Below are 26,168 nucleotides of genomic sequence, written 5' to 3' on the forward strand. Positions count from 1 at the left end.
GCTTGGTTGACAACGGAGGTGATCGTATCGTCGTTCGATGCATTGCACAAGTTGATTGATATGATTTTACCGATTGTTTTTTTCTATTGCCCAGGCAATCGAACGAACGACGGCCTGATGCAGCCCATGGACGAAATTACACAGCGCACCCGCAGGTTGCACACTCCGCACGTGCGCTCGCAGCGCGCACATCACGTACAGCCAAGGCGGCGTGAGCACAAACCCACTGCCTTGTCAGCGCCTGTCCGACTGGCATAGCTCTTGCGCGAAGGAGAGGATCACAAACCTCCGCCACGCATCGGCGCCCGCCACTGCTCATGCAGTTGGCTGACGGCCCGGCAGGCGAATTCCTCCGGGAGCATGACCTTGTCGCTGAACGTTCTCTTTGTCGCTTCTGAAGCTGTGCCGCTGGCCAAGACCGGCGGGCTTGGAGATATGGTCGGGGCGTGCGCCAATGCCCTCCGGCGCGCCGGCATGAAAGTGACGGTGATGCTGCCCGGCTATCCCAACGCCATCACGCAGTTGCAGCACACGCGCACCGTGTGCGAATGGACCGACCTGCCAGGTGGCCGCGCACGCCTGTTGAGCGGGCGGATGGGCGCGCAGGGCGCCCCGGTGCTGCTGTTCGACGCGCCGGCGCTGTTCGCGCGGCCCGGCAACCCTTACCTGGATGACCACGGCGAGCCGTATGAAGACAACGCGCTGCGCTTTGCGGCGTTCAGCCAGGCCGCTGCCCGCGTTGCCGGCGGGGTGCCCGGTGTGCGTCGCTCTGACATCGTGCAGGCGCATGACTGGCATGCGGGGCTGGTGCCGCTGTTCGTCAAGCGTGCGCAGCTGCCGGTCAAGACCGTCTTTACGGTGCATAACCTCGCGTTCCAGGGCAATTTCCCGATGCACGTGGTACCGGCCATTGGCGTGCCACCCGATGCTGCGCACGAAGCCGAATTCTGGGGCCAGTTCAGCTTCCTGAAGGCCGGCCTGCTGTGGGCCGATCGCCTCACCACCGTAAGCCACGCGTATGCGCGCGAGATCCTGACCGACGCGGCAGGTTGCGGCATGCAAGACCTGCTGCGCGCGCGACAGCAAGACCTGGTCGCCATCCTCAACGGCATCGACAACGATGTATGGAACCCATCGAAAGACCCGTTGCTGCCGCAGCCGTTTGTTGCCGCCAACCTGAGCGGCAAGCACACCGCCAAGCGTGTGCTTCAGCAACGCTTTGGCCTGCCGGAAGATGCCAAGGCGCCGCTGCTGGCCGTCGGCAGCCGCCTGACGCATCAGAAGATGTCCGACGTGACGTTGCAGGCGCTGCCTCAACTGCTCGAATCCAACCCGCAATTGCAGGTGGCCGTGCTCGGCTGCGGTGAACACGCGTACGAGACCGGCATGGCCGAACTGGCGGCGCGCTATCCGCGCCAGGTGGCCGCGAAGATTGGCTACACCGAGGCCTATGCCCACCTGCTGCACGCCGGCGCCGACATCCTGCTGCATGGCAGCCGCTTCGAGCCGTGCGGCCTGACGCCGCTCTATTCAATGCGCTACGGCACGGTGCCGGTCGCGTCCCGCGTGGGCGGGCTGACGGACACCATCACCGACCGTGGCTCGCCCGAAGCGGCGTTGCACGGCGCGACGGGTTTCCTGTTTGACGGCGACACCGCAGACGCCATGGTGGCCGCGGTGGAGCGCGCGCTACGCGTCTTCGCCCAGCCGCAGGCGTGGCGCATCCTGCAATACAACGGCATGACGACCGACTTCGGCTGGTCGCAGGCCGCACGCGAGTACCTCGCGCTGTACCGCACCCTGGTGCCGGCCGCCACGCCCATGCCCGCCTTGGCGCTGGCGCAGGCGCCCACCGCACCCGACGCGCTGCACGCGCCCCGACCCGACCAACCTGTGCGTACGCCGGCGCGGCGACGCTCAACGGCGCTGTCCGACGAGATCCGAGCGCACGCGGTGGCGCGCGCCGCCAGTGCCGAGAAGATCCGTGCCTGACCGCGCCTGACACCCTGCCCCGCTTTCACGCATGCCCGAGACCAAGTCGCCCCAGCCCGCCACTTCACGTAAAACCACGGCCGCACTCAAGGCGGCCAAGCCACCCGGCAGCAAAGCCAAATCGGCATCGAAGCCCGTCACGAAGCCGATCGGGCAGCCCCGCGCCGCGGCCGAGCCCCCCTATGCCCCCGCCATCTGCTACCTGCACCCGCTGCAATTGGGCCGGCTCGACCGGTGGGACGGCGTGCTCGATCGCATCGCCTCGTTGGGCTTTGATCATGTGTTGATGGCACCGCCGTTTGCGGTGGGTGCGGCCGGCAATGTCTTCGTCACGCGTGACCATGCGCTACTGCATGCAGCGCTGGGTGGCGGACCAGCCGACGCCGCACTCGCAACGCTGGCCCAAGGCTGCCGCACACGGGGGCTTACGCTGTTGCTCGATCTGGTGATCGACCGCGTGGCCGTCGATGCGCCCCTGCGTGCCGACCACCCCGACTGGTTCGCCAGCCATGCCGAAAACGGCGACGCGCTCGACCCCCGCCTGCCGCCATCGCACCTGGAGGTGGCCTCGTTCCGACACGACGACCCGCGCACCGCAGGCGCCATCCTCACGTGGTGGACACAGCAACTGCGCGCGTGGGCCGCACTCGGCATCGGCGGGTTCCGCTGTGAAGCGCCCGCCCGCCTGCCTGCGGAACGCTGGCGCACGTTGATTGCCGACGTGCGCAAAGACGCCGGCGCCGTGCGCTTCCTGGCCTGGACGCCCGGCATGGATGGCACGGCGATCGATGCGCTGGCGGGTGCCGGTTTTGACGCGACATTCTCGTCACTGCGCTGGTGGGACTTCCGCGCCGGCTGGATGGTGGAAGAACACGCGCGCCTGGCCGCCGTGGCACCGCCCATCGCCACCGTGGAGGCACCGTTCGGCACGCGCTACGGTCAGGCGTTTGGCGAAGCGATGATTCGTGAACGCGCGTACCGCCGCCTCCTGCACGTGGCCGACACGCTCGATGCCGGCTGGCTGATGCCGCTGGGCTTTGAACGCGGTGCGCTGCTGCCGATGCTGGCCGAGCGCGGTGACCCATCCGACCAGCAATGGATCGACGCACATGCCGCGTTCGACCTGAGCGATGCCGTGCGCGATGTGAACGCCACCATCCGCGCCGCACGCGAGACGAACACCGTGGCACCGCACGCCGAACTGCGCATGCTGACCGGCCCCGATGCGCCCGCCACCGCCCTGCTGCGCGCCGACGGCCCCGACCTGCGCGCGGGAGATGCCGCTACGCTGACCGTCATCAATCCCGACCTGCACATGGGCGTGTCGGTGCATGCCGACCATTTCCTGCCCGGCGTGGCCGGCGGCTTTACGCGCGGCGTGGCGCTGGACCTGCTGACCGAACCCGTCGGCAGTTGCGACGACGCGCTGCGTGCCAGTGCACGGCCCTTGGCCGAGATCGACCTGCTGCCCGGTGACGTACAGGTCTGGCGCGTGTTCCGCAACGCGCCGGTGCGCTATCCCGCGGCAGGCAAACCCGCCAAGAGTCCGCGCACGAAGGCCGGCGAAGCGACGGAACCCGTCAGCGCAGCCATTGCCTCGCCGCGCATCGGCATCGAACAGGTGCAGCCCAGCGTGGATGACGGCCGCTTTGCCGTGAAGCGCCTGGTGGGCGACGACATCACCGTGGAGGCCGATGTGCTGATGGACGGGCACGACGAGTTGGCCGTCCACCTGCTGTGGCGCGCGCAGGATGAAGACGCCTGGCAGCACGTGCCGATGGTGCCGCTGGGCAACGACCGCTGGCGAGGTACATTCCGGCCCGGACGGCTGGGGCGGCACGTGTATGCCGTGGCCGCGTGGCGCGATGCGTTCGGCACCTACCGGTCTGAGCTGGAAAAGAAGCACACCGCCGGCGTGGACGTGACGCTGGAGCTGGAAGAAGGCGCGCGGCTCGTCGCACAGGCGGCCGAGCATGCGCCCAAGGACGCACCCGTCGACGCGTTGCGCAAGCTCGCACACCTGTTGGCGGAGGCGGACCCGGCGCACCGTCTCAAGTTGCTCCTGGACCCGGTGACCGCGCACGTGATGGCGCAGGCCTCGCACTACCGGCCGTTCTATGTGGAAAGCGTGGCGTACCCGCTGGACGTGGAGCGCGCGGGCGCAGCGTTCGCGAGCTGGTACGAGCTGTTCCCCCGCTCAGCATCGGATGACGAACAGCGACACGGCACCTTCGACGACGTGATCCGCCGCCTGGGCGCCATTCGCGGCATGGGCTTCGACGTGCTGTACTTCCCGCCCATCCACCCCATCGGCCGCACCAACCGCAAGGGCCGCAACAACAGCCTGCGCGCCGAAGCCGACGACCCCGGCAGCCCCTACGCTATTGGCGCCGCCGAAGGCGGGCACGACGCCATCCACCCGCAGCTCGGCACGCTGGAAGACTTCCGCCGCATGCGCGATGCCGCGCGTGAGAAAGGCCTGGAGCTGGCGCTGGACTTTGCCATTCAATGCTCGCCCGACCACCCCTGGCTGGGCGAGCACCCCGGCTGGTTTGCGTGGCGCCCCGATGGGAGCATCAAATACGCAGAAAACCCGCCCAAGAAGTACGAAGACATCGTCAACGTCGACTTCTATGCCAACGACGCCAAACCCGGCCTGTGGAACGCTTTGCGCGATGTCGTGATGTTCTGGGCCGACGAGGGCGTGCGCCTGTTCCGCGTCGACAATCCGCACACCAAGCCGCTGCCGTTTTGGGAATGGATGATCGGTGAGGTGCGTGCGCGCTATCCGGATACGGTGTTCCTGTCGGAAGCCTTTACGCGGCCCAAGGTGATGTACCGGCTGGCGAAGGTGGGGTTCTCGCAGTCGTACACGTACTTCACGTGGCGGCATACCAAACAGGAATTCATCGATTACCTGACCGAACTGACGCGCACGCCGGTGCGTGAATATTTCCGCCCGCACTTCTTTGTCAACACGCCGGACATCAACCCGGTGTTCCTGCAGACATCCGGGCGACCGGGCTTCTTGATTCGCGCGGCGCTGGCGGCCACGCTCTCTGGCCTCTGGGGCGTCTATAACGGCTTCGAGCTGTGCGAAGGCGCACCGGTGCCGGGCAAGGAGGAGTACCTCGACTCCGAGAAGTACCAACTGCGCGCGTGGGACCACAACCGCCCCGGCAACATCGTCAAAGAGATCGCGCTGCTCAACCGCATCCGCCGGGCCAATCCGGCGTTGCACTCGCACCTGGGCGTGACGTTCCAGCCGGCCTCGGGCGATCACATCCTGTTCTTCAGCAAATCGACGCCGCCCGTGCTGCCCACGCAGTTGCACAGTTCGCCCGCCGAACTGGCCAACGCCCCGCCGCCGGACCGCTTTGGCGACAACACGCTATTCGTTGCCATCAACCTCGACCCGCACCACGCGCACGAATCCGACATCGAACTGCCGCTGTGGCAATGGGGCCTGCCCGACCACGGCGCGCTGATGGCCGAAAACCTGATCAACAACCAGCGCACCGTGTGGCGCGGCAAGTGGCAACACATCCGTCTTGAACCCGAGCAGCCATTTGCCATCTGGCGCGTACGCCCGGCCCTGCCTTCGGAGGAACAACTGTCATGACGCGCAATCCGACCGCGCTGCTAGTGGACGACGCGCTCTGGTACAAGGACGCCGTCATCTATCAGCTGCACGTCAAATCGTTCTGCGATTCCGACAACGACGGCGTGGGGGATTTCCCCGGGTTGATCTCCAAGCTCGACTACATTGCGGAGCTTGGGGTGGACGTGATCTGGCTGCTGCCGTTCTATCCGTCGCCACGCCGCGACGATGGCTACGACATCGCCGAATACCGCGGCGTGCATCCTGATTACGGCAGCATGGCCGACGTGCGCCGCTTCATTGCCGAAGCGCATGCGCGGGGCCTGCGGGTGATCACGGAACTCGTCATCAACCACACGTCGGACCAACACCCGTGGTTCCAGCGTGCGCGGCGCGCCAAGCCCGGTTCTGCGCTGCGCGACTTCTATGTGTGGTCCGACAACGACAAGAAGTACGACGGCACGCGCATCATCTTCATCGATACCGAGCCCTCCAACTGGACGTGGGACCCGGTGGCCAAGGCCTACTACTGGCACCGTTTCTATTCGCACCAGCCAGATCTGAACTTCGACAACCCGCGCGTGCTCAAGGCCGTCATCGGCGTGATGAAGTTCTGGCTGAACCTGGGCGTGGATGGCCTGAGGCTGGATGCCGTGCCTTACCTCGTGGAGCGCGAAGGCACGTCGAACGAGAACCTGCCGGAGACGCACGAGGTGCTGCGCAAGATTCGCGCGGCCATGGACGCGCAATTCAAGAACCGCCTGCTGTTGGCCGAAGCCAACCAGTGGCCCGAAGACACGCAAGAGTACTTCGGTGCCGGCGACGAATGCCACATGGCATTCCACTTCCCGCTGATGCCGCGCATGTACATGGCGATCGCGCGTGAAGACCGCTTTCCGATCACCGACATCATGCGGCAGACGCCAGAAGTGCCCAGCACCTGCCAGTGGGCCATCTTCCTGCGCAATCACGACGAACTGACGCTCGAAATGGTGACCGACGCCGAGCGCGACTACCTCTGGGAGGTCTATGCCAGCGACCGCCGCGCGCGCCTGAACCTCGGCATCCGCCGCCGCCTGGCGCCGCTGCTGGAACGCGACCGCCGCCGGGTCGAGCTGATGAACAGCCTGCTGTTTTCGATGCCGGGCACGCCCGTCATGTACTACGGCGACGAGATCGGCATGGGCGACAACATCCACCTGGGCGACCGCGACGGGGGGGGGCCCCCGCTGGCGTGGTCGCCCGCCCCCCACCGCGGCGTCTCGCGCGCCGACCCCCAACACCGCGTGCTGCGGGCGCTCATGGGCTCGCTGTACGGCTATGAATCGGTGAACGTGGAAGCGCAGAGCCGCGACGCGCACTCGCTGCTGAACTGGACGCGCCGGCTGCTTGCCACGCGCAAGCGGCATCGCGTGTTCGGGCGGGGTTCCATCCAGTTTCTGCAGCCGGCCAACCGCAAGGTGCTGGCGTATATCCGTGCGCTGGAAGGCGAGGCGCCCATCCTGTGCGTGGCGAATCTTTCCCGAGCCTCGCAGGCCGTGGAGCTGGACCTGGCGGCCTTTGCGCAGCGCGTGCCGGTGGAGTTGATTGGCGGGGCGGCATTTCCGCCCATCGGCCAGTTGTCGTATCTGCTCACGCTGCCGCCGTACGCGTTCTACTGGCTGGAGCTGCGCGAGAACGAGCCCGGCCCGAGTTGGTCGCAACCGGCGGCCGAGCAGTTGCCCGAGTTCACGACGCTGGTGCTGCGTGCAGGGCTGGATGCCCTGGCCGACACAGGACAGCGCGAGGCGCACCGCCAGTTGATCGAGCGCGATATCCTGCCGACCTATCTGCCCAAGCGCCGCTGGTTTGCAGCCAAGGACAGCGTACTGCGTGGCGCGAAGTTTGCCTGGGGTGCCACCGTGCCGGTGGATGCCGCATCCACCAACCGCCCGCTGGCCGGGGCAACGCGGCCCGAGGTGTTCCTCAACGAAGTGGCCGTCACGCTGGGCAGCCCCAATGGCACGGAGCGCGTCGAGCGCTACCTGCTTCCGCTTTCAATCGCATGGGAATCGGCCACCCTACCGGCACTGCCGGTTCAGCTCGCCCTGGCACGCGTGCGGCGTGGCCGCCATGTCGGCTACCTGACCGACGCCTTCACCACCGAGACGTTCGCCCGCGCGCTGCTCACCAACCTCGTGCGGGGCACCACGCTGGAAGCCAATGACGGCACCGTGCGCTTCGAGCCCGAGCCGAACATCGCAGAACTGGCGGAACCGGCTGACACGCCTGAAGCCGGCAGCTCGCGGCCCGCACCGCTACCGCTACCGCTGGCACCCGACACGCCCATTCAATGGCTGGCGGCCGAGCAATCGAACAGTTCGCTGGTGATTGGCGAGTCGGTCATCGTCAAGCTCATCCGCCGTATTGCAACGGGCGTCCACCCCGAGGTGGAGATGACGCGCCACCTCACGCGCGTGGGCTACGCCAACACGGCGGCGCTGATCGGTGAGGTCTCTCACCACGCGGCCGACGGCGAACGCGCCACGCTGGCCGTCATGCAGAGCTTCGTTCCCAACCAGGGCGATGCTTGGACGTGGGCACTGGACTACCTGCGACGTACCATCGACGAACTCGCGGTGCAGATGGAAGGCGCGACCGCGGGCGATGGCGAATCCTCCCCGGTGGCCGTCTCGGAAGCGCGCGTGGATACCGACGAGGCATTGGCCAGCTATGTCGGCTTCATCGGCGTGATCGGCACGCGGCTGGGCGAACTGCATGCCGCGCTGGCGGCGCCCACCGAAGACCCGAACTTTGGCGTGCGCATTGCCGACGCCTACGATGCCGCCTACTGGACAGCCCGCGTGAGCGAACAGCTCGCCCGCGCGCACGAGAACCTGACGGCATGGCAGCAGAAAAACCCTGACAGCCCCCAGCAACCCGACGTGCAATGGCTGCTGTCACAACACCAGGCGCTGCTCGACGCCGCCCGCGCGCATGCCGAAGACGGCCTGGGCGCCACGCTCTCGCGCATCCATGGCGATTTCCACCTCGGCCAGGTGCTGGTGGCGCAGGGGGATGCCTTCCTGATCGACTTTGAAGGCGAGCCCTCGCGCCCCGTGGAAGAGCGCCGGCGCAAGACCAGCCCGCTGCGCGACGTGGCGGGGCTGATGCGCTCGCTCGACTACGTGGTGGGCGCCATGCGCCAAGGCCCCGAACACGTGGCCGGCCCCGTGCAGGAACGGCGCAACCTGCTGCTGGAGCGCTTCCGCGCCGCGTCCACCGAACGCTTCCTGGAAGCGTATGCCGCGGCCATTCGCGGGCCCGATCCGGATGCGCTGGAGCAACCCGTGGTCGACCTCCACCTGCTCGATCTGTTCCTGCTGGAAAAGGCCGCGTACGAGGTCAACTATGAAGCGTCCAACCGCCCGACCTGGCTGCCGATTCCGCTGGCAGGCCTCACGCGTGTGGCACGTCGCCTGCTGCAGGCAGAGGCACCGCCATCCGCAGCGGAAAACTCGACCGGAGGCCCACCGTGACGGCGCTCGACTTTGCCACGCCAACCAAGACTGCCGCCGCACCCGAACCGCCGATGGTGCTGCCGCCCGGCGTCGACCAGATGCACGTTGATGCGCTCACGCACGGCCGCCTGGGCGATCCGTTCGCCGTACTCGGGCCCCATCGCGTGGCCACCGATGACGGCGCGCGCTGGGTGGTGCGCGCCTTCTACCCGGGTGCGCGCCGTGTGCAGGCCATCGACGCACGCGGCCAGATCGTCTGCGAGATGACGCCGGTAGGCCGCACAGGGCTGTTCCACGGCCCGCTGCCCGCCGAGGCGCAAGACGTGTACGGTCATCCGCAGATGTATCGCCTGCGCATCATCTGGCCCGCCGGCGCCGGCCACGAAGCCGTGCAGGAAACCGAAGACCCGTACGCCTTTGGCCTGCTGCTGGGTGATCTGGACCTGCATCTGCTCAACGAAGGCACGCATTGGGCGCTGGCAAGCTGCCTGGGTGCGCAGGCCATCCGCGTCGACGGCATCAGTGGCGTGCGCTTTGCGGTGTGGGCACCGAATGCGCAGCGCGTATCGGTGGTGGGTGACTTCAACCAATGGGATGGCCGCCGCCACCCCATGCGCCTGCGCCACCAGGCCGGCGTGTGGGAACTGTTCCTGCCCAGCGGCCTCGGCGTCGGCCCGGGTGCACGCTACAAGTTCGAGCTGATCGGCGCCGACGGCCGGCTGATGGTCAAGGCCGACCCCGCCGCCCGCCAGGCCGAACCGCCCCCCGCCACCGCCTCTGTGGTGGCCGACCCGGCCCCGTTTCGCTGGGGCGACGACGACTGGATGCAAACGCGCAGCGAACGCCACAAGACCGACGCGCCCATCAGCATCTATGAAGTGCACGCCGGCTCGTGGTTGCGCGATCTGGAAGACGGTGGTCGCAACCTGCATTGGGATGAACTGGCCGACCGGCTGATCCCCTACGTGACGGCGCTCGGCTTTACGCACATTGAACTGCTGCCGGTGGCGGAGCATCCGTTTGGCGGCAGTTGGGGCTATCAGCCGCTGGGGTTGTTCGCACCGTCTGCGCGCTTTGGCCCGCCGGAGGCGTTTGCGCGCTTCGTCGACCGCTGCCACCAGGCGGGCCTGGGCATCATCGTCGACTGGGTGCCCGCGCACTTCCCCACCGACGCGCACGGGCTGGCGCAATTCGACGGCACTGCGCTGTACGAACACCAGGACCCGCGCGAAGGCTTCCACCAGGACTGGAACACGCTCATCTACAACTTTGGCCGCAACGAAGTGCGCGGCTTCCTGATTGCCAGCGCACTGGAATGGCTCGAGCGCTTTCACGTCGACGGCCTGCGTGTGGATGCCGTGGCCTCGATGCTCTATCGGGACTACTCGCGCCGCGCCGGCGAATGGGTGCCCAACCGTTACGGTGGCCGCGAAAACCTCGAAGCCGTGGCCTTCCTGCAGCAGATGAACACGGTGGTGCACGAACGCTGCCCCGGCGCCATGACCATCGCCGAAGAATCGACTGCCTGGCCCGGCGTGACCGCCCCCGTGGAATTCAACGGCCTGGGGTTCGACTACAAGTGGAATATGGGCTGGATGCACGACACGCTGCACTACATGCAGCGCGACCCCGTGTACCGACAGCACCATCACGACGGCATGACGTTCGGGCTGGTGTACGCGTTCTCAGAGCACTTCATCCTGCCGATCTCGCACGACGAGGTGGTACACGGCAAGGGCTCGCTGCTGGGCAAGATGCCCGGCGATGCATGGCAGCGGCTGGCGAACCTGCGCGCCTACCTGGCGTTCATGTGGACGCATCCGGGCAAGAAGCTGCTGTTCATGGGCTGCGAGTTTGGGCAGGTGGGCGAATGGAACCACGATGCATCGCCCGAATGGCACCTGCTGGACGCCCCCCGGCACCGCGGGGTGCAGCGACTCGTGCATGACCTCAATACGCTGTACCGGCGTGAGCCGTCATTGCATGCGCGGGACACCGCGCCGGAAGGATTCAACTGGGTGATTGGCGATGACCGCACCAACAGCGTGTTTGCCTTCCTGCGGCTGGATGGCGAGGGGCGACCAATGCTGGTGGTGGCGAATATGACGCCGGTACCGCGGGAAGGGTATCGCATTGGTGTGCCGCCAGCGGATGGAGCCACGCACTGGCGGGAGGTGCTGAACACGGACGCTGCCGTGTATGGCGGCAGTGACCTCGGGAATGGCGGAGCGGTGGATGTGGATCATGTGGCGGCGCATGGGCAGGGGCAGTCGTTGGTGTTGCGGTTGCCGCCGCTGGGGGTTGTGGTGTTGAAGGTTTGAGGTTTGGTTTTTTCTGTTTTGGTTTTTTTATTTGGGTGTTGGTGGTTTGCCTGCTTTTCGTCCCCTGCCGGGGCCGACTCACTTTCTTTGTCTTGCCAAAGAAAGTAAGCAAAGAAAGGCGCGCCCGAGATGGCGAAACACTCCTTGAATTTCTGTCGCAGGGAGGGGAAGGGAAAAACTCGCTTCGCTCAGACAGTTTCCCTTCCTTTTTCCTCCCTGCAACAGAAATTCAAGGCGCCATCTAGGGCCTCAACCGCCAAACCAATTGGAGAACACAAGCGAGCGCCAAAACAAATCCAGTAAGCGGCGAAGAACTGGACGAGAGACGACGGGCCGGGGATGCCGACGAAGTGGCGCACCGGCGATCGACTGTTTGCCTTTCCTGCCCTTGATGGCGCCTTGAATTTTTGTAAGCGGGCGGAAACAAGACGGGGAACTGTCTGAGCGAAGCGAGTTTTCCCCGTCTCCGCCCGGTTACGAAAATTCAAGGAGGGGGTCGCTATCTCGGGCGCGCCTTTCTTTTGCTTACTTTTCTTTGGCAAGACAAAGAAAAGTAAGTCGTGCCCAGCAGGGTACGAAACAGGGATGAACCACCAAGGCAAAAAACGCAAAACGCATCAACCAATGCTCCGCCTCCCCAGCTCCCTTGCCCCCGGCAAACCCTTCCCCCTAGGCGCCCAATGGGACGGCCTAGGCATCAACTTCGCTGTCTTCTCGGCCAACGCCAGCAAGATCGAACTCTGCATTTTCGACCCCACCGGCCGAAAGGAACTGACCCGCTTCGCCCTGCCCGAATGCACCGATGAGGTCTGGCACGGCTACCTCCCCGGCGTGGAAGCCGGCCTGGTCTACGGTTACCGCGCCTACGGGCCGTGGGAGCCGCAGCATGGCCACCGCTTCAACCCCCACAAGCTGCTGCTCGACCCCTACGCCCGCCGGCTGGTGGGCGCGCTGCGCTGGTCCGACGCGCTGTTCGGTTATCGGCTGAACTCCAACCGGGCCGACCTTTCATTCGACCGCCGCGACAGCGCTCCGGCCATGCCCAAGGCGGTGGTCACCGACGAATCGTTCAACTGGGGCAACGATATCCGCCCGAGCACGCCATGGTCGCGCACGGTCATCTATGAGGGACACGTGCGCGGAATGTCGATGCTGCGCGAAGACTTGCTGCCGCCGGAGCGCGGCACCTTCAGCGCGCTGGGCGACAGCGTCTTCATCGAGCACCTGCAGCGGCTTGGCATCACGGCCATCGAGCTGCTGCCCATTCACGCCTTCCTGCAGGACCAGTTCCTGATAGAGCGCGGCCTGCGCAACTACTGGGGCTACAACACGCTGTGCTTCTTTGCGCCGGAGCCGAGCTACCTGTCGACGCCGTCGCTGCATGAGTTGAAAGTGGCGATCCGGCGCCTGCATGCGGCGGGCATCGAGGTTTTCCTCGACGTGGTCTACAACCACACGTGCGAGGGCAGCGAACTGGGCCCCACGCTGTCGTTCCGGGGCCTGGACAACGCGAGCTATTACCGCCTCGTGCCGGGGCAGGAGCGCTACTACATCAACGATACGGGTTGCGGCAACACGCTCAACCTGTCGCACCCGCGCGTGCTGCAGATGGTGATGGATTCGCTGCGCTACTGGGTCAATGCCTTCCACGTCGACGGCTTCCGCTTCGACCTGGGCGTGACACTGGGCCGCGAGGGCGGCGGCTTCGATCCGGGGTCGGGCTTCTTCGACGCCATCCGGCAGGACCCGGTGCTCTCGACTGTGAAGCTGATCTCCGAACCCTGGGATGTCGGCCCCGACGGCTACCAGGTCGGCAATCACCCGCCCGGCTTTGCGGAATGGAACGACCGCTTTCGCGACGGCGTGCGACGGTTCTGGCGCGGCGATTCCGGCCAGCGCCCGGATCTGGCGGCACGCCTGACCGGCAGCGGCGACCACTTCGACCGCCGCTGGCGACGCCCGTGGGCCTCGATCAACTACGTCGCCTCGCACGACGGCTTCACGCTGCGCGACCTCGTCACCTACGCCGAAAAGCACAACGAGGCCAATGGCGAAGACAACCGCGACGGCCACAACGACAACTGCAGCGCCAACTGGGGCATCGAAGGCCCGACCGAAGACGCGGCCATCCAGGCCCTGCGCGAACGCGTGACGCGCGCGCTGCTGGCCACGGTGTTCTTCTCCAACGGCACGCCGATGCTGCTGGCGGGCGACGAGTTCGGCCGCACGCAAGACGGCAACAACAACGCCTACTGCCAGGACAACCCGCTGTCATGGCTGGATTGGTCATTGCTGGAGAAAGACCCGGGGCAGGCCCTCGCGCGCTATACGGCGCGGCTGATCGCGCTGCGTCAGGCAAGCCCCGCGCTGCGCTGGCCGCATTACGTGCACGGCAACACCGAGATCCTGCCGGGCGTGCAGGACATCGCCTGGTTTGATGAGCGCGGCCAGGTGCTCTCGCCCGACGCGTGGAACGACAGCGAGGCACGGGCGCTCGCGCTGCGCCGCGCCTGCGTCGAGACCATCGATGGGGAAGCGCGCCCCCATGTGGCGCTGCTGCTCATCAACGGCGCCGCAACGGACCTGACGTTCACACTCCCCGAGCCGGCCATGGACTGGCAACTCGCAGTCGACAGCGCGGCACCTGAGCAGGACGCTCGGCCCCATGGCAGCGGCACGCTGAAAGTGGAGGGGCGCAGCGTCGTGCTGCTGCTCGCCACGCAGCTCGCCACCATTGCGCATATTGCCGCGCAGCCCGATGCAGACGCCAGCGGCGAGACCCTCGGGCGCGTGCCCGAAATGCACAACGCACCGCAGAACGGCACGCCCGAACACCCCGCCACCGACGACGAGCGCACCGCCCCGACAGCCGGCCCCGTACCCGACGATGACACAGGAGACGCCACGCGATGACCGCACCCGCCCCCCGGTTTGTGCACGACATGCCGTTTGGCGCCACCGTCCTGGTTGACGGCAACACGCGCTTCCGGTTGTGGGCACCCGACGCAACCGCCGCCTGGATCGACATTGACGACGTGCGGGGCAACGAGGCCATCCGCATGGATGCCGAACCTGACGGCTGGTATGCAGCGGTGGCGCCCGTGGGCGCCGGCACATGCTATCGATACCGCATCACCAACCGGGAAGGCGTGACGCTCTCCGTGCCCGACCCCGCCGCACGCGCGCAGTGGCAGGACATCCCTGGCCCAAGCCTCGTCATCGATCCGCAGCGCTACCGCTGGCAGCACGCCAACTGGCAGGGCCGCCCCTGGCACGAGACGGTGTTGTACGAACTGCACGTTGGCACGCTGGGCGGCTTCAAGGGCGTGCGCGGGCGGCTGCCGGAACTGGCGCGGCTGGGCATCACGGCCATCGAGCTGATGCCGGTGGCGGAGTTTCCCGGCGCGCGCAACTGGGGCTACGACGGCGTACTGCCCTTTGCGCCCGACGCCAGCTACGGCACACCGGACGACCTCAAGGCGTTGATCGACACCGCGCACGGACTGGGCATGATGGTGTTTCTGGATGTCGTCTACAACCACTTCGGGCCCGACGGCAATTACCTGCACCACTACGCGCGCCGCTTCTTCCGCGACGATGTGCATACACCCTGGGGCGCGGCGATCGATTTCCGCATGCCGCAGGTGCGCGAGTTCTTCATCCACAACGCGTTGATGTGGCTGATGGAATATCGCTTTGACGGCCTGCGGCTCGACGCCGTGCACGCCATCACCGAGCGCGACTGGCTGGGCGAACTCGCCGCTCGCGTGCGGCTGTCGGTCGAGCCCGGCCGGCACGTGCATCTCGTGCTGGAGAACGAGCACAACGCCGCATCGCTGCTGCGCGATGCCGGTATCCATGGCGACTTCGAAGCGCAGTGGAACGACGACGGACACAACGTCCTGCACGTGCTGCTCACCGGCGAGTGCGAAGCCTATTACGCTGCCTATGCCGATGCGCCCGCGCAGCGCCTGGCGCGCGTGCTGCAGGACGGGTTCTGCTACCAGGGCGAGCCGTCGCCCATCCATGACAACGCGCCGCGCGGCGAACCCAGCGCGCACCTGCCGCCCACCGCGTTCGTGCTGTTCCTGCAAAACCACGATCAGATCGGCAACCGCGCCTTTGGCGAACGCCTGACGCAGCTCGCGCACCCCGATGCGTTGCACGCCGCCCAAGTGCTGTTGCTGCTGAGCCCGCAGATTCCGATGCTCTTCATGGGTGAGGAATGGGGCAGCACGTGCCCGTTCCTGTACTTCACCAGCCACCACGGCATGCTGGCCGAAGCCGTGCGGGAAGGCCGCCGCCGGGAGTTTGCGAAGTTCGAGGCGTTTGCCGATCCACACCAGCGCGAGCGCATTCCCGACCCGAACGACGAGCGCACCTACCTCGCCTCCTGCCCCGGCGAGGCGGATCTGACCCAACCGGGGCCGCTCAGCACACGCAACCGCATGCACCGCCTGCTGGCGCTGCGTCATGCGGAAATCATCCCGCGCCTGCCCAATGCGCGCGCGCTCGATGCGGTGGCACTGGGTCAGGCCGGCGCCATTGCCCGCTGGCGCATGGGCGATGGCAGCGTGCTCACGCTGATGCTCAACCTGGCCGATCAACCCGTGGCCGTGCCCACGGTACTGGCGGGCAACCCTGCCGATCTGCTGCACGAATCGCGCGAAGGCGCTGCCGCCGCGCTGATCGCACATCGGCTGCCCGAGCGCGCGTGCGTGGCCTTGCTGCGCACGCCATTGTCCACCTGACGTCTGACAACAGCCAATGGGCCGACGCACCATGGACAGCATGACCAACGCATCCGGCACGCAACGCACGCCGCTCCAGCAACTGGCCACCGATGCCGGGCTGCAGGTCGACTGGGAAGACGCCGCCAGCCGCCCCATGCGCGTGGCCGACGAGGTGCTGCGCACCGTGCTCTTCACGCTGGGCCTGCCAGCCGGCACGCCGGCCCAGGTGTCGGAGAGCCAGGCGCGCCTGCGCGCAGAAGCCGAAGAGGTGGCCATACCGCCGCTCGTGACCGGCGTGGTGGGGCGGCCGATCGTGCTGCAGACCTCTGCGCCGCAAGCTGCGTTGCTGGGTGGACAAACCTATCGCGTCGACTTCGAGTCCGCCGGCAGCATGCAGGGCACGATCAGCGTCAGTGCAAGCGAGCACCATGCAACGCTGCGCCTGGCACCGGTGCAGGCCGCGGGCTACCACCGCCTGACCATCGACGCTGGACCGGGCACCGTGATCGAAGCCACGCTCGCCATTGCCCCTGCGCGTTGCTACGGCGTGGCCGATGCCCTGCGTCAGCACGATCGCCCCACCGACACCCGGCTGTGGGGCGGCTCCGCGCAGCTCTATGGCTTGCGATGCGATGCTGAACGCGCCGCCAGCAGTGCCGGCCTGGGCGACTACACCACGGCGGGCACGCTGGCCCGGCACCTCGCGCAGCGCGGTGCGGATGCGTTAGCGCTCAGCCCCGTGCATGCCATGTTCACAGCCGACGCGCGTCGCTATTCGCCGTACTCGCCATCGAGCCGCCTGTTCCTGAACGCGTGGATGATCGACCCCGCGGCGCTCTTTGGAGACGAAGCCGTGCGGCAAGCGGTGGTGGACTGCAACCTCGTCGCGGACTATGCCCGCCTGGAAGCCGCACCGCTCATCGACTGGCCGGCCAGCGGCAACGCCCGCATGACGGTACTGCGCACGCTGCATCGCCGGCTGCTGCAGGCGCCGCTTGGGGACACCACCGCCCAGAGCCTGCTGGACGATCTTCGCGCGTATTGCATTGACGGCGGCGCCAGCCTGCGCAACCACGCGCACTTTGAAGCGCTGAATGCGCACCTTGGGCCCGTACATTGGAAGCAGTGGCCCGAGCAGTATCAAGACCCGACCTACCTGGCCGTGCAGGCATTCGCACGCGAGCATGAAGATGCGGTGAACTTCCACCTCTTCCTGCAATGGGCGGCGGCACGCCAGTGGGCCATCGCGCAGCGCACTGCGGAAAGCGCCGGCATGGCCATTGGCCTCGTCGCCGACCTGGCGGTGGGCACCGACAGCGCGGGCAGCCACGCGTGGGCCCGGCAGCGGGACGTGCTGATGGGCGTGACGGTGGGTGCGCCACCCGATGTGTTCAACGCGCAGGGCCAAGGCTGGGGTCTGACCACCTTCAGCCCCCGCGCCATGCGCACGCAGGGCTTTACGGCCTTTATCGAGATGTTGCGCGCGGTGATGGCCGTGCCCGGCGGCGTGCGCATCGACCACGTGCTCGGGCTCATGCGGCTGTGGGTGATTCCCGATGGCGCACGGCCGCTCGACGGCGTGTACCTGCGCTACCCGATGCAGGATCTGCTGCGGCTGGTCGCGCTGGAATCGTGGCGCAACCGCTGCATCGTCATTGGAGAGGACCTTGGCACCGTGCCGCCGGGTCTACGCGACATGCTCGCCGACGACGGCCTGCTCGGCATGCGCATCCTCTGGTTCGAGCGGGACTACGCGCGCGACAATGCTCCCTTCAAGGCCCCGCGCACATGGGCGCCGGCATCCGTCGCAATGACAAGCACGCACGATCTGCCCACGCTCGCCGGCTGGTGGACCGGCACCGATCTGCGCTGGCAAGCCCAGCTCGGCCTGCTGCCGGCCGGGATGAGCGAGAGCGAAGCACACGCACGCCGCATGGACGATCGCGCCGCGCTCGTCGCGGCCTTTGCCGAGCACAATCGGCTAGTGCTGGCCGATGGCGGTGTGCCGATGATCGGCGTGGCGCCGCTGCAGGCAGCGTTGGAACAGGCACGCGCGGCCACCGCGGCGCAAGCCGAACTCATCCTGCAAGCCAGCGCGCAGGACTTTGCCACGGCGGCCACCGTGTTTACGGGCGCGGCCAACACGCCGCTTGCGCTTGTGCCGCTGGAAGACCTGCTGGGCCTCGCCGAGCAGCCCAACCTGCCGAGCACGATCGACACGCACCCCAACTGGCGGCGTCGCCTGCCCGGGCCGGCCGCCACGCTGCTCGACACGCCCGCGGTGCAGGCGCGCCTGTCAGCGCTGGCCAACGCGCGCATCAGCAAGTCATGAGCGAACCCACCACACCCCTCGGGCCCGTCGCCCTTGCGCGTGTACCGCGCGCCACGCTGCGGCTTCAACTGCACCGCGACTTTACGTTCGACCATGCGCGCGCGTTGCTTGATGACTTCGCTGCGCTCGGCATCTCGCATCTCTACACGTCGCCCATCACCACGGCGCAGCCGGGCTCCACGCATGGCTATGACGTCGTCGACCCCACACGCGTGAACCCCGAGCTGGGTGGCGAAAGCGCACTCGAACGACTGGTGGATGCACTGCATGCACGCGGCATGGGGCTGATCGTCGATATCGTGCCGAACCATATGGGCGTGGGCGGCGCACACAACGCGTGGTGGCTGGACGTGCTCGAATCCGGTCCCGACAGCGCGTATGCAAACTTCTTCGATATCGACTGGCAGCCGCCCCCCTCGCTGCTCCGCAACAAGGTGCTCGCCCCGTTCCTGGGTGAAGACTACGCCGACGCGCTGGCCGGCGGCCGACTGCAACTCACCTACGACGACACGGCTGCGCGGCTGGCGATTGCCTATTACGACCACCGGTTTCCGATTGCCCTGACCGACTATGCCGCGCTGCTTCGCGCCGGCAACACAGACGCAGCCACCCACGCGGTGGCCGATCGCTTTGCCGCACTCGGCATGATCCGCTCACTGCGCACGCGGCGCGAACGTGCAGACGAAGCGCGCGATACGCTGCGCAACCTCGCCACCACGAAAGCAGGTGCCGCACACATCGCCGAAGCCGTGCGCACACTCAACGCGCAGCCCGATCAACTCGATGCCCTGATGGCGCGCCAGCACTGGCGCCTTGCCCACTGGCGCACCGCCAACGATGAGATCAACTGGCGCCGCTTCTTCGACATCGGCTCGCTGGCCGGCCTGCGCATGGAGCGCGCCGAGGTGTTTGAAGCAACGCACGCGCTGCTGTTCCGGCTCTATCGCCTGGGCTGGATTGACGGCGTGCGCATCGACCACGTTGATGGCCTGGCCGACCCGGCCGCCTATTGCCGCCAGCTACGCCGCCGCCTGCAGGCCGAGCACGCCGCACGCCCCGCTGACCGGCTCACGAGCCACCCGTGGATCGTCGTCGAAAAGATCCTCGCCCCTGATGAAGCCATGCGCACCGACTGGGGCGTCGACGGCACCAGCGGCTACGACTTCATGAACCAGGTGGGCGCACTGTTGCACGATGCGCACGGCGAGACCGCGCTCACCCAAGGCTGGCTGGAATGGATTGGCGCGCCGGCGGCTGAAGCGCCGTTCTCGGCCACGGCAGTCTCCGCACGTCGGCAGATTCTGCATGCGCACTTTGCGGCAGAACTCGATGGAGCCACGTCCGCGCTGCACGCGGTGGCCCAGCAGCAACGCAACACCCACGACGTGACGTGGCACGCCATCCGCCGTGCGCTGGCGGAGGTGATCGTCCACTTTCCGGTGTATCGCACCTATGCGAGTGCGCAGCAACGCGATGCGCAGGATGCGGCCATCTTGCACACCGCCATGTCCGGGGCGGCCACCTGCCTGCGGCGCGTCGACCAGCCCGTGCTCGGCTGGCTCGATGCATGGCTGGGCGGGCAGCCGGCCGGGCAGGACAAGCTGCGCCAACTGGCGTTGCGGCGGTGCCAGCAGTTGTCGTCTCCAGTGGCGGCCAAGGCGGTGGAAGACACGGCGTGCTACCGCTACGGGCGGCTGCTGTCGCGCAACGAGGTCGGCGCGGACCCGGGTGCGTTTTCCATGAGCGCCAACGCGTTCCATCACGCCATGCAAACGCGCGCTCACACCTGGCCACACGCGATGCTCACCACCGCCACGCATGACCACAAGCGCGGCGAAGACGTGCGCGCGCGGTTGGCCGTGCTGTCGGAGCGGCCCGCGCAATGGTTGGCCGCCGCACACCAATGGCGCACGGACCACGCTGCGTGGGTGCGCCACCTGCCTACCGGTCCTGCCCCCTCACCCGCCGCACAGTGGATGCTGTATCAAACGCTCGTGGGCATCTGGCCGGCGGATCTCGACTGGCATGACGCGGATGCCGTGCGCGAACTGGCCGAGCGTGTCGCGCAGTGGCAAGAAAAGGCGCAGCGCGAAGCCAAGCTGCGCACCGACTGGTTCGCCCCCGATGCGGACTACGAAGCCGCCAGCCGCGAATTCGTCTTCACGCTGCTGACAGGGGAGGCCGCCTCGACCTTCCTGCCTTCGCTCTCGGCCTTCGTGCAGAGCGTGGCCCCGGCCGCGGCCATCAACGGCCTCGCCCAGACCTTGCTGCGCACCACGCTACCCGGCGTGCCCGACCTCTATCAGGGCACGGATTTCTGGGACACCAGCCTCGTTGATCCCGACAACCGCCGGCCTGTTGACTACGCTGCGCGGCACCGCGCATTACGCGCATTGCACATGCATGCGGGCCATGGCCTCGCGTCGCTGCTCACGCACTGGACCGACGGCCGCATCAAGCAAGCCGTGCTGGCACGTGCACTCGCCCTGCGTGCGTCGCTGCCAGCGGTGTTCGAATCCGGCGACTACCAACCGCTGGCCGTGACCGGCAGCGGCGCACAGCACGTGTTCGCGTTTGCGCGTGTGCATGGCGCCCAGTCGATCGTCGCGATCGTGCCACTGCATGCCTCCGCCCTGCTGGGCCACGCCGCCACACCCACGTTTGCGGATGGCGCCTGGCGGGACACCACGGTCTGTCTGCCGCCTGCGCTCTCCCACACCCCCTTGCATAGCGCATTCGACGGCCAGACGCTGCGCAGCCCGCGTCTTGCGTTGGGCCAGGTGCTGGCGCAACTGCCGATCGCCCTGCTACACACCTGATCGCCGCTTCACGCATTCGCACGGGTTAACACCGACTGCACCGCGTGCCGTCACGCCCTAAAATTCCTCTATTCATATAGATGACTAGAGCAATGCATGGTGGATGCGTCGCTCACGTCACCCGGAGGAGACCGCATGTTCGGCTGGTTCAAAGAGATTTCAAAAGGGGAGAAGCGCACGTTCTGGGCCTGCTTTGGGGGCTGGGCGCTTGACGCGCTTGACGTGCAGATGTTCAGCCTGGTCATCCCGACCATCATCGCGGCCTGGCACATCGGCAAGGCCGAGGCCGGGCTGGTGTCGGGCGTCACGCTGGTGGCATCCGCCTTGGGCGGCTGGATTGCCGGTGCCCTGACCGACCGCTTCGGCCGCGTGCGCACGCTGCAGTTCACGGTGCTGTGGTTCTCGCTGGCCACATTCGCCTCGGCCTTCGCGCAGAACTACGAGCAGTTCCTCGTGCTGAAGGCCATCCAGGGCTTCGGCTTTGGCGGGGAATGGGCGGCGGGCGCCGTGCTGATGGCCGAGAGCATCCGCGCCAGCCACCGCGGCAAGGCCATGGGCACCGTGCAGAGCGCGTGGGCCGTGGGCTGGGGCGCGGCGGTGCTTCTGTATGCGCTCACGTATTCCTTCATCGAGCCGGACCTCGCCTGGCGCGTGATGTTTGCCGCCGGGTTGCTGCCGGCGCTGCTCATCATCTACATCCGCCGTGGCGTGCAGGAACCTGTGCGGGCCGCCAAGCCGGGCGGGAAAACCGACGCGATGCCGATCTCGCGTTTTCCGCTGCTCGACATCTTCCGCCCGCAGGTGCTGCGCATGACGCTGATCGGCGCGCTGCTCGGCGTGGGCGCGCACGGCGGCTACTACGCACTGATGACTTGGCTGCCGACCTATCTCAAGACGGAGCGCCACCTGTCGGTGCTGGGCACGGGCGGCTACCTGGCGGTAATCATCTTCGCCTTCTGGTGCGGCTGCGTGGCGAGCGCCTGGCTGCTAGACGTGCTCGGCCGTCGCGGCAACATCCTGCTGTTCTCGTGCTGCTGTGTGGTGACAGTGCTGGTGTATCTGCTGGTGCCGTTGTCGGATGGTGCGATGCTGGTGCTGGGCTTTCCGCTGGGCTTCTTTGCAGCAGGCATTCCGGCCAGCATGGGCGCGCTTTTCAACGAGCTGTATCCGCAGGGCGTACGTGGCACAGGCGTGGGCTTTTGCTACAACTTCGGCCGCGTGGTGTCTGCCGCCTTCCCGGTGCTGGTGGGCAAGATGAGCGCATCGATGTCGCTGGGCACGGCCATCGGCATCGATGCGGCCATCGCCTATTCGATCGTCGCGGTGGCGGTGCTGATGCTGCCCGAGACGAAAGGCCGCGACCTCGCTGCGGTTACGGTCTGAACCCACATCACAACATCATGACGACGCACCTGATCCGTCGCCGCCAGGAGACCCCATGCCCACTCGCCGCGCCTTCAACACCGGGTTGCTTGCCATGCTAGGTTCCACCGCCCTTGCCGGTTGCGCCGTCACTGGCAACCGCGACGCCACGCGCGAGTCCTCCGGCAGCATCACTGCCATCGACACGCATGCGCATGTATTCGAACGCGGGCTGCCGCTGGCCAACGCGCGCCGCTATGCGCCCACTTATGACGCAACGCTGTCGTCCTATCTCGCGCAGCTCGACGCGCACGGCGTGTCGCACGGTGTGCTGATCCAGCCGAGCTTTCTGGGTGTCGACAACAGCTACCTCTTGGCAGCGCTCAAGCAGGCGCCGCAGCGCCTGCGCGGTGTGGCCGTCATCGACCCGGCCGCGCCCGACACCTTGCTCACGCAGATGAACACCGAGGGCATTGTCGGCATCCGCCTGAACCTGATTGGTGCGGCGGACCCGCAGTTGAAATCGCCCGTGTGGCAAGCCGCGCTGGCGCGCCTGCATGCGCTCGGCTGGCACGTGGAATTGCACGTCGAGGCACGCCGCCTTCCCGCGCTGCTGCAACCGCTGCTAGAGGCGCAGGTGAATGTGGTGGTCGACCACTTCGGCCGCCCCGATCCCGCACTCGGCGTGGATGATCCGGGCTTTGCCGCGTTGCTCAACGCCGGCCGCTCCCGCCGTGTGTGGGTGAAGATTTCCGGCGCATACCGGAACGGCACCAACGGACGCGGCGAAGCCATCGCCCAAGCCGCCATGCCGCGCCTGAAGGATGCGCTCGGCCTGGACCGCCTGGTCTGGGGCAGCGACTGGCCACACACGCAGTTCGAATCGCAGATCAACTACGACAAGATGTGGGCCTTCGCCGGCGTGCTGCTACCCAACGCAGCGGACCGCAAGCAGGTGCTGGTCGACACGCCTGCGCACCTGTTTCGATTCGTCTGAACGCGCCCTACCCGCAGCGCGCCCGCGCGATACCCCATTTCGCGAATCACGAATTTCGCAGCGCAGGCCGCGCTCCTACACTGGCCGCTCCTCATCCCCACACGCCGTAAGGAGCAGCCATGCAGCAGCATCGACTCGTCGACGAGCAATTCGGCCAGGTCGCCCAGGCCTACCTGACCAGCGCAGTGCACGCGCAGGGCGCCGATCTCGACGCGCTGGCCGCGCTGGCGCAGTCGGTGCCGCACGCCAAGGTGCTCGATCTCGGCTGCGGCGGCGGGCATGTGAGCTTTGCCATGGCGCCGCACGTGGCGGCCATGGTGGCGTATGACCTGTCACAAGACATGCTGAGCGTGGTGGCGGCCGAAGCCGCGCGCCGCGGCCTTGCGCAGTTGCACACGCAAGCTGGCCGCGCCGAAAGCCTGCCCTTTGACGATGCCGCATTCGACATCGTTGCCACGCGTTTTTCTGCCCACCACTGGTACGACGTGCGCAAGGGACTGGCGGAAGCGCGCCGTGTGCTCAAACCCGGCGGCAAGCTCGTCATCGTGGATATCGTCGCGCCGCAGGCACCGCTGCTCGACACGCTGCTGCAAGCCGCCGAGGTGCTGCGCGATGCGTCGCACGTGCGCGACTACCGTGTGTCGGAATGGCAGGCCATGCTGGCCGAGGCCGGTTTCCAGCCCGGCACCCCGCGCACCTGGAAGTTGACGATGGCCTTTGACAGCTGGATTGCCCGCATCCGCACCCCGCAGGTTCGGGCAGACGCCATCCGCGACCTGTTCGACCGTGCAGCCGACGAAGCGCGCACGTACTTTGCCGTGGCGCCCGACCATTCATTTGCCATCGACGCGATGCTCATTGAGGCCACCTGAGCCGCTTGAGCCGCTTCGGCCACTGGAGCAACCCGGGCACCTTCCTCCCCCTTCATCCTTTTTGTCACACCCGTTGGAGGGGTGCCGTTATGTGGCGCCGGTTTGGGGGTTTTGCTTAATCCAGAATGAAAAAAATGTGATATCGGAACGCGTGTACGAACGCGGGGTTGCCGGTAGCCTCTCGGGTTACCGTCGATCCCGGTCGGCATTGGCGCGTGGCCTCTGCGCCGACTTCCGATTTCCATGTACGCCCTGTTCCCCGCTTTCGTCTCGTCGCTCTTCCTGTTCTACGGCGTCTACGTCGTGACCACGCGCGGCCGCACGCGCGCGAGCCTGGCGTTTCTCGGCATGACAACGCTCACGTGCCTGTGGCAAGGCATCTGGGCGTTTCTCTTCCAGACCCATGACGTTGGCACCGCCCAGCTACTGGCCAAGCTCGGCTGGATCGCCATCCTCGTCATGCCGACCATGCTCTATCACTTTGCCGTGGAGGTGGCCGAGGCACCGAGTGAGCGACGCTGGCTCATGGCTGCCTATGTGCTGGACGCCGTGCTGATCGCGCTCCTGATTACCACCAATCTGGTCATCGACGGCGTGCATCGGTTCCATTTCGGCTTCTATCCGAAGGCGGGCACGCTGGAAGCCGTGCACATCGTCCAGACTGCCGCACTGGTCACGCGCGGCATGTGGGTGCTCTACCGCGAGCAGCGGCATGCCACCGCAGAAAAACGCAAACGGTTGCTGACGTGCCTCTTCGGCGTGGGATTGATTTCGTTGGCGGCAGCCGACTACGCGGTCAACTACGGCATTGCGTTCTACCCGCCGGGTGTGCTGCCGCTGGCCGTTGCGCTGGGCATCATTGCCGTGGGCGTGGTCAAGTTTGACTTGATGCGCCCCTACGCACTGGCGGCCACCGTTGCACACGAAGTGCGCACACCGCTGACCACCATCCGCTTGCAGGCGGCCGAAATCGCCCGCGCCTGGCCCGACGTGTATCGCGGCTATCAGCTCGCCATCGACAACGGCCTGTGCCAGCCGCCGCAGCATCCGGCCATGCTGGATCGCCTCTCCAAACTGGCGGGGGCTATCACGTCGGAAGTCGCATCCGCACACAGCGTGATCGAGATGGCCCTGGCCTCCGTCACGCTTGAGCGGCTGGACCGGCGCACCTTCGCGGCACATTCGCTGCGCGAATGCGTGGAGACGGCCATGGCGCAGTATCCGTTCCAGGCCGGCGAGCGCGAGCGCGTGCACGTGCAGGCGTTCAACGCTGACTGGCGCTTCGTGGGCTCCGACACACTGCTCGTGTATGTGCTGTTCAACCTGCTGAAGAATGCGCTGCATGCCATCCAGATCGCGCGCAAGGGGCACATCGAAATCTCCGCCCGCCAAGATGGCGACAGCTATGTGCTCGCGGTGCGCGACAGCGCCACCGGCATTCCGCCCAGCGTGCAGCGCCGCATCTTTGACCCGTTCTTCTCCACCAAGCATGTGGGCAAGGGCTCGGGCGTGGGACTGACGTTCTGCCGCCGCGTCATGCAGGCATTCGGCGGGCGCATCCAGTGCGAATCCGTCGTTGGGGAATACACGCTGTTCTCCATGCGGTTTCCCCAACCTCCTGCTATCTGACGTTCACGTC

12 protein-coding genes are annotated in these 26,168 nt (G+C 66.8%); all 12 read left to right on the forward strand.

What is annotated here, in order from left to right; all coding sequences use genetic code 11:
* The first annotated feature begins 360 nt into the window (after window positions 1-360).
* The 12 genes from glgA to R2N16_RS09445 all read left to right on the forward strand — a co-directional run bounded on the left by glgA (window position 361) and on the right by R2N16_RS09445 (window position 26,158).
* Entirely contained in the window at window positions 361-1,992 is a 1,632-nt protein-coding gene (glgA, locus tag R2N16_RS09390; RefSeq protein WP_316665358.1) for a glycogen synthase GlgA, read from the forward strand.
* A gap of 31 nt (window positions 1,993-2,023) precedes the next feature.
* Window positions 2,024-5,614 carry a maltotransferase domain-containing protein gene (locus R2N16_RS09395; RefSeq protein ID WP_316665359.1) on the forward strand — a complete coding sequence of 1,197 codons (3,591 nt, stop codon included), beginning with the start codon at window positions 2,024-2,026 and terminating at the stop codon, window positions 5,612-5,614.
* Window positions 5,611-9,111 carry a maltose alpha-D-glucosyltransferase gene (gene treS / locus R2N16_RS09400; RefSeq protein WP_316665360.1) on the forward strand — a complete coding sequence of 1,167 codons (3,501 nt, stop codon included), beginning with the start codon at window positions 5,611-5,613 and terminating at the stop codon, window positions 9,109-9,111. Before R2N16_RS09395 ends, treS begins: the two co-directional genes overlap by 4 nt.
* A complete protein-coding gene (gene glgB, locus R2N16_RS09405) occupies window positions 9,108-11,414 on the forward strand; it encodes a 1,4-alpha-glucan branching protein GlgB (protein WP_316665361.1) in 2,307 nt (768 codons plus the stop codon). The genes treS and glgB overlap by 4 nt, the downstream gene beginning before the upstream one ends.
* Window positions 11,415-12,038: 624 nt before the next feature.
* Entirely contained in the window at window positions 12,039-14,327 is a 2,289-nt protein-coding gene (glgX, locus tag R2N16_RS09410; protein ID WP_316665362.1) for a glycogen debranching protein GlgX, read from the forward strand.
* A complete protein-coding gene (gene treZ, locus R2N16_RS09415) occupies window positions 14,324-16,165 on the forward strand; it encodes a malto-oligosyltrehalose trehalohydrolase (RefSeq protein WP_316665363.1) in 1,842 nt (613 codons plus the stop codon). The genes glgX and treZ overlap by 4 nt, the downstream gene beginning before the upstream one ends.
* Before the next feature lie 31 nt (window positions 16,166-16,196).
* Complete coding sequence (malQ, locus tag R2N16_RS09420) at window positions 16,197-18,479, forward strand: 4-alpha-glucanotransferase (protein ID WP_316665364.1); 2,283 nt, start codon at window positions 16,197-16,199, stop codon at window positions 18,477-18,479.
* Window positions 18,476-21,298, forward strand: coding sequence for a malto-oligosyltrehalose synthase (treY, locus tag R2N16_RS09425; RefSeq protein WP_316665366.1), 2,823 nt, complete (start codon window positions 18,476-18,478; stop codon window positions 21,296-21,298). The genes malQ and treY overlap by 4 nt, the downstream gene beginning before the upstream one ends.
* Before the next feature lie 135 nt (window positions 21,299-21,433).
* Window positions 21,434-22,681: an MFS transporter gene (locus R2N16_RS09430; RefSeq protein ID WP_316665367.1), complete on the forward strand. Its 1,248-nt coding sequence runs from the start codon at window positions 21,434-21,436 to the stop codon at window positions 22,679-22,681.
* A gap of 55 nt (window positions 22,682-22,736) precedes the next feature.
* Entirely contained in the window at window positions 22,737-23,657 is a 921-nt protein-coding gene (locus R2N16_RS09435) for an amidohydrolase family protein (RefSeq protein ID WP_316665369.1), read from the forward strand.
* Between the two features lie 119 nt (window positions 23,658-23,776).
* A complete protein-coding gene (locus tag R2N16_RS09440) occupies window positions 23,777-24,529 on the forward strand; it encodes a class I SAM-dependent methyltransferase (RefSeq protein ID WP_316665370.1) in 753 nt (250 codons plus the stop codon).
* 243 nt (window positions 24,530-24,772) lie between these two features.
* On the forward strand, window positions 24,773-26,158 hold the full coding sequence (locus R2N16_RS09445) for a sensor histidine kinase (protein ID WP_316665371.1): 1,386 nt from the start codon (window positions 24,773-24,775) through the stop codon (window positions 26,156-26,158).
* Window positions 26,159-26,168 lie beyond the last annotated feature (10 nt).

The organism is Ralstonia psammae, from assembly GCF_958405935.1.
Lineage (GTDB): Bacteria > Pseudomonadota > Gammaproteobacteria > Burkholderiales > Burkholderiaceae > Ralstonia > Ralstonia psammae.

Excerpts from the sequence above, each read along its gene's own strand:
- glgA (WP_316665358.1), top strand. The coding sequence starts at position 361 with ATGACCTTGTCGCTGAACGTTCTCTTTGTCGCTTCTGAAGCTGTGCCG.
- R2N16_RS09395 (WP_316665359.1), top strand. The coding sequence starts at position 2,024 with ATGCCCGAGACCAAGTCGCCCCAGCCCGCCACTTCACGTAAAACCACG.
- treS (WP_316665360.1), top strand. The coding sequence starts at position 5,611 with ATGACGCGCAATCCGACCGCGCTGCTAGTGGACGACGCGCTCTGGTAC.
- glgX (WP_316665362.1), top strand. The coding sequence starts at position 12,039 with ATGCTCCGCCTCCCCAGCTCCCTTGCCCCCGGCAAACCCTTCCCCCTA.
- treZ (WP_316665363.1), top strand. The coding sequence starts at position 14,324 with ATGACCGCACCCGCCCCCCGGTTTGTGCACGACATGCCGTTTGGCGCC.
- malQ (WP_316665364.1), top strand. The coding sequence starts at position 16,197 with ATGGACAGCATGACCAACGCATCCGGCACGCAACGCACGCCGCTCCAG.
- treY (WP_316665366.1), top strand. The coding sequence starts at position 18,476 with ATGAGCGAACCCACCACACCCCTCGGGCCCGTCGCCCTTGCGCGTGTA.
- R2N16_RS09430 (WP_316665367.1), top strand. The coding sequence starts at position 21,434 with ATGTTCGGCTGGTTCAAAGAGATTTCAAAAGGGGAGAAGCGCACGTTC.
- R2N16_RS09435 (WP_316665369.1), top strand. The coding sequence starts at position 22,737 with ATGCCCACTCGCCGCGCCTTCAACACCGGGTTGCTTGCCATGCTAGGT.
- R2N16_RS09440 (WP_316665370.1), top strand. The coding sequence starts at position 23,777 with ATGCAGCAGCATCGACTCGTCGACGAGCAATTCGGCCAGGTCGCCCAG.
- R2N16_RS09445 (WP_316665371.1), top strand. The coding sequence starts at position 24,773 with ATGTACGCCCTGTTCCCCGCTTTCGTCTCGTCGCTCTTCCTGTTCTAC.